Source organism: Candidatus Symbiopectobacterium sp. (assembly GCF_020054415.1).
Classification (GTDB): domain Bacteria; phylum Pseudomonadota; class Gammaproteobacteria; order Enterobacterales; family Enterobacteriaceae; genus Symbiopectobacterium.
The window spans coordinates 1-5,005 of record NZ_JAHWCO010000503.1 but is presented as its reverse complement, the minus strand read 5'-3'; the positions used below and the strand labels follow the sequence as shown (position 1 = coordinate 5,005).

The following is a 5,005-nucleotide window of genomic DNA, read 5'->3' as shown; positions in this document are numbered from 1 at the left end:
GGGTGGTCATCCCTTTGGCATACAACGATAAAATCTGGTTATCCATCCCGGTGATCCGGGTCTGGTTCTTCTTCACCAGTTGCGGTTCAAAGGAATCATCACGATCACGTGGTGTACGCAGTTCCAGCGGACCATAGCCGGTGGTAACAGTCTTTGTGGAGTAGCCATTGCGCGTGTTAGTTCCAGATTTGGACTGGTGCTTCTCGTGCCCGAGGTGGTGGGTCATTTCAGCATTAAGGGCAGCTTCAACGCTGATCTTTTTCAGCAGGCGATCAAACTGGTTGAGATCGTCAGGGGTTTTGAGATTTTTGGCAAGCTCGTTAGCCAGAGCCTGTAACTGTTTTTCGTCCATAAAGTAACCTGCTTTTGATGTTGGATTGAACATATCAAAATCAGGCAATTACACAATCTCGTGTACAGGCTCCCAGCCTTCGGAGGCCAGCAGGACGGCTTTGATGCGATCACAAACACGCTTATCACGACTGGTGTCATGAAGGTGTTCGAGTTCGGCTTTTTGCTTGTCGGTAATAAATACCTTCATAGTGGGTGAGCATGATCTTCTTACCGCGTAAAATCAAGCATCTTCAATGATCACGGGTATAAAGAGGATGTTGCAAATCCACTTGGTGGCGAATGCGTGTGGCCTCATCCTCTACGGTCATGATTGCCCGCTCCATTTCGTCTGGCGTCGGGGGCAAATGGCGAAAAAAAAGTCGCGGCGGTTTTTTTATACCCTAATGCCAGCCGCAGCGCTTCGGCATCCGGCAACGACACGACAACGGTTTGCTCCGCTGCGATATCCAGAAAGGTGATAGGTAAGGTGAGTCCCAGAGTGTCACACAGTTGACAATAAGCACGGTGAGCGTCTTCATTCTGGTTGGTCATGATGTCTCCATCAATAATGATGCGACTCATGCTTGCACGCATGAGAAATAGCGGCAATATCCTGCGGTGTGGTACGACAGCACCCACCGATCAGGCGCACGCCCGCGGCTCTCCATGCGGACAAATGCTCAGTCAACGCACACGCCTGTTCCCCGGTTGAGATCCAGCGCTTAGCATTCGCATCATAATGCTCGCCAGAATTAGAATAGACAACCAGCGTCAACCCCGTCAGTGAGGATAAATGTGCTAACGCCGCCGTCGCACTTTCCAATGCGACACAGTTTATGCCCATCGCCACGACTTGCGGGTGGTTATCCAACAGCGCCACTACGTCACGCAGCGGCGTGCCATCGCTGATGTGCTGCTCATCACGCAACGTAAACGAGAACCAGGCAGTGATAGTAGGAAACTCTCGCAGCAACTGTAGCAGAGCCGCCATCTCCGGCAACAAAGGCTGAGTTTCGTACGCTAGCACGTCAACGCCCGCATCAACCAACGCCGCGATACGCGGCCGATGGAATGCCATCATCTCCGCCTGTGGCAGATGATAATCGCCACGATACTCAGCCCCATTCTCCAGAAAAGCGCCATACGGCCCTATCGACCCCGCCACCAACAGTGCGCGTGCATCGGGATGCGCCACGCAATAATCCTCACGGGCACGTACCGCCAGCTCAACGCTGCGCGCGATCAGCGCCAATGCGTCTGCTTCGCTCAGCCCGCGCGCCGCAAAGCCCTGCGGCGTTTCCTGATAGCTGGCGGTGATGGCGCATTGCGCCCCGGCAGCAAAATAATCGTAATGCACCTGATAAATTAACCCTGGCGCTTCCATCAACACTTTCGCCGACCAGAGCGGATCGCACAAATCACAGCCGCGCGCCTCCGGTTCGGTAGCCAGCGCACCATCCAGGATCACCACGGGTGACTGCTCCAGCAGCGCGGCAAGGGGATTTTCAGGTAACATTATTCAATTCCTCAGGTAATTGACGTGTCTGTTGCCTCTGCGTGAAATAATACTCGGCATAGCACACGGAAACAAAAGGCAATCCGCACCACAAGGCAATACGCTGTGCGGGATCGAATGCCAGCCCGATACAGGCTAGCAGGCAAAGTAAAAAACCATCGATGGGGGTAAAAGGAAACTAGGGTGCGCGGTAATTAAGCTCCGACAATGAGCGCCCGGAACGCAGATGGTGACGACGAAAGGCAATATGAGACGCACAAATACTGAGCCACACAGCAACCACGGCAAACCCGGAGATGGCAGAAAGTGCCACGTACACCGTATCGGGAGCAACGATACTTGAAGCCAGCGCCAACACCCCGCCCAACATGCTGACCGAGATCGCTATCAGCGGAATGCCGCGTCGCGTAAGGCGAGAAAAACAGGCAGGCAGCGTCTTCTCATTTGAAAGCGACCACAGCATACGCCCCGAGGCATAAAGTCCGGAATTATCCGCAGATAAGATCGCAGTCAGAATGACAAAGTTAAAAATATCCGCAGCATAAGGAATCCCGATGCGCTCAAATACCTGTACAAACGGGCTGTTGACAATCCCCGCCTCTTCCATCGGAATCAATGTCGCCAGCACCAGCACGGTGCCAACAAAAAACACAATCAAGCGCACAACGGTAGTACGAATCGCCAGCGGCACCACTTTATGCGGGTTCTCCGTATCACCAGCAGCAATGCCGATCAACTCGGTGCCTGAAAAAGCAAAATTAACCTCAACCATGGTCATCAGAATAGGCAAGCCACCGAAGGGGAACCACCCGTGTACGGTGAGGTTGGTGAACAACGGCGCAGGCGTACCATCTTCGAGTGGAATGATGCCGATCATCGCCCCTGCCCCGAGGATAATAAAGGCCAGAATGGTAATCATTTTAATCACGGAGAACCAGAACTCGCCCTCGGCAAAAAAACGCGCAGAAATCACATTCAGGACAAAAATCAAGACGCAAAACACCAGACACCACACCCAGACGGGGACGGTTGGAAACCAGTATTGCATGCAGAAACCCGCTGCTGTCAGGCTCGAACCTAATGCCACTGTCTAGGTCAAGCAATAGAGCCAAGCAACAGTGTAGCCAGCTGCCGGGCTGAGGTAGCGTGATGCATAAACGTGAAACGCTCCGGTTTCCGGCATCGCCACCGACAATTCCCCCAATGACAGCATCACCAGATACACCACCACCGCACCAATCAAATAGGCCAACAGCGTGCCCGCAGCACCCGTGGTGGAAATAATATAGCCGGTATTAAAAAACAGCCCAGTGCCAATAACGCCGCCCAATGAAAGCATGATCAGATGGCGCGCCTTCATTGCACGTTTAAAGGTACCTGATTGCGCTGGGATTTCCGGAGTGGGTATTCTGTGCTGCTGCATGCGTTCCCTTATACGTATAGACGTCTACACTTCCAAGGTGGTCGTGTTATACCGCTCCGTCAAGAGGAAAGTAATTGAATATCCATAAAGTGATTGAGATAGGGAGAAAAAACCAACAGCGATGATATGAAAACAGTCAATACACGCTGCATCAGACCAGTGCGGCGATGGTTCGCGCAATGGCATCTGACGTGGTAGGAGTTCGAATTTGGCGAAACAGATCGTCGGTCTCAACATAATCTTTTGGTCGTATATTCAATGAGTTGATGTAGCATCAAACATAGTACTCGCGTCCGATGTAAGTACCGATGATCCTATCGTGCATTTAGGATGATTTTGAATATCCGAGCGTCTTGCGATTGAGCCGTTGCAATCGGTTACGCAGTGTCAGATATGCAAGCTCAATACGCTGTGTATACAGCTTGCTAACAATGTGTTTTACTTTTGGAAGTTCGTCGTTGTAAGCCCTGTAGCCATCCGTGTTTGCATGACTGACGACGGTAACGCTGATGGCCACTTTTGCCATAACCGTGTTTTTTCGCAGGAGATATCTGTTCACAAAACGTGCATCTTACATTAACTTTAGCCACTGTATTCCACATCAAAAACCTGACATTTCACAATTAAATCAACATATTGAATACACGACCAAGTCTTTGCCGGCGATATCCTGTGCAGAACCGTGCACCGGCTCAAACAGGCTGGGGAACGTGCGCTCAGGGTTGATGTTGGTGGAAGGTGCGATACCGATAGTACCGGTGCAGGTGGGGCCAAGATCGGACAAGATATCGCCAAACAGGTTACTGGCGACCACCACGTCAAACCAGTCTGGATGCAGCACAAAATTGGCAGTGAGAATATCGATGTGTAATTTGTCGACTTTCACCTCCGGGTAATGCTGCCCCATCGCGGCAACACGGGTGTCCCAGTATGGCATGGTGATCGCAATACCGTTGGATTTGGTGGCAGACGTCAGATGTTTGCGCGGTCGCTTCTGCGCCAGTTCATAGGCAAATTTCAGGATGCGATCGACGCCGACGCGTGTCATCACGGTTTCCTGCATCACTATCTCACACTCAGTGCCTTCAAATATCATGCCGCCGACGCTGGAGTATTCCCCTTCGGTATTTTAGCGCACCACGTAGAAATCAATATCGCCAGGGTTGCGGTTGGCAAGCGGTGCTTTGACACCGGGCATCAAGCGGCACGGACGCAAGTTGACGTACTGATCGAAATCGCGGCGGAATTTGAGCAGCGATCCCCAGAGCGAGACATGATCGGGTACCACTTCAGGCCAACCTACGGCACCAAAATAGATAGCATCGAAACCTTTCAACAGCTCAAACCAATTATCCGGCAACATTTTACCGTGCTTTAGATAGTAGTCGGAGCTGGAAAAATCAAACCATTCCCATTGTAATTCAATGCCAAATTGCGAAGCAGCGCGTGTAACAACGCGTACGCCTTCCGGCATGACTTCTTTTCCGATGCCGTCTCCTGGGATGACAGCAATCTCGTAGCGCGGTACAGACATAAGGGTATTCCTGTTTTTCTATTAGCGGACCCATACGAGTGTATTTCCTGTCAACATGGGCTTTGTTGAATAATAGGTAATCATGCTGTTTTTCCATGCCAGTTTTGGTTGAAAATGCTTGTCATCTCAGGTGTACACTTTTCTCATGATGCCTAACTGCATGATTTTACGTTGCGAGGATCCGTCGTTTCACTGGGCT

Annotated in this window: 3 protein-coding genes and 4 pseudogenes; all 7 read right to left on the bottom strand. The window is 51.3% G+C overall.

Translation table 11 applies throughout. The features are described from left to right. On the bottom strand, positions 1-352 hold a 352-nt coding region (locus QZ506_RS14745; protein WP_291972041.1), incomplete at its 3' end, for a transposase. 72 nt (positions 353-424) lie between these two features. Next, a pseudogene (locus QZ506_RS14740) lies at positions 425-541 on the bottom strand (IS630 family transposase); the annotation flags it as partial. A gap of 104 nt (positions 542-645) precedes the next feature. Then, positions 646-915, bottom strand: a complete 270-nt coding sequence (locus QZ506_RS14735) for a hypothetical protein (RefSeq protein ID WP_291972040.1) — start codon at positions 913-915, stop codon at positions 646-648. Then, positions 896-1,849 (bottom strand): homocysteine S-methyltransferase, encoded by a 954-nt coding sequence (gene mmuM, locus QZ506_RS14730; protein WP_291972037.1) that lies wholly within the window; start codon positions 1,847-1,849, stop codon positions 896-898. The genes QZ506_RS14735 and mmuM overlap by 20 nt, the downstream gene beginning before the upstream one ends. Beyond that, positions 1,839-3,272: pseudogene (mmuP, locus tag QZ506_RS14725) on the bottom strand (S-methylmethionine permease). Before mmuP ends, mmuM begins: the two are co-directional and overlap by 11 nt. Positions 3,273-3,597: 325 nt before the next feature. Next, positions 3,598-3,862 (bottom strand): annotated as a pseudogene (locus QZ506_RS14720) (IS1 family transposase). 65 nt (positions 3,863-3,927) lie between these two features. Then, positions 3,928-4,806, bottom strand: a pseudogene (locus QZ506_RS14715) (tartrate dehydrogenase); the annotation flags it as partial. Positions 4,807-5,005 lie beyond the last annotated feature (199 nt).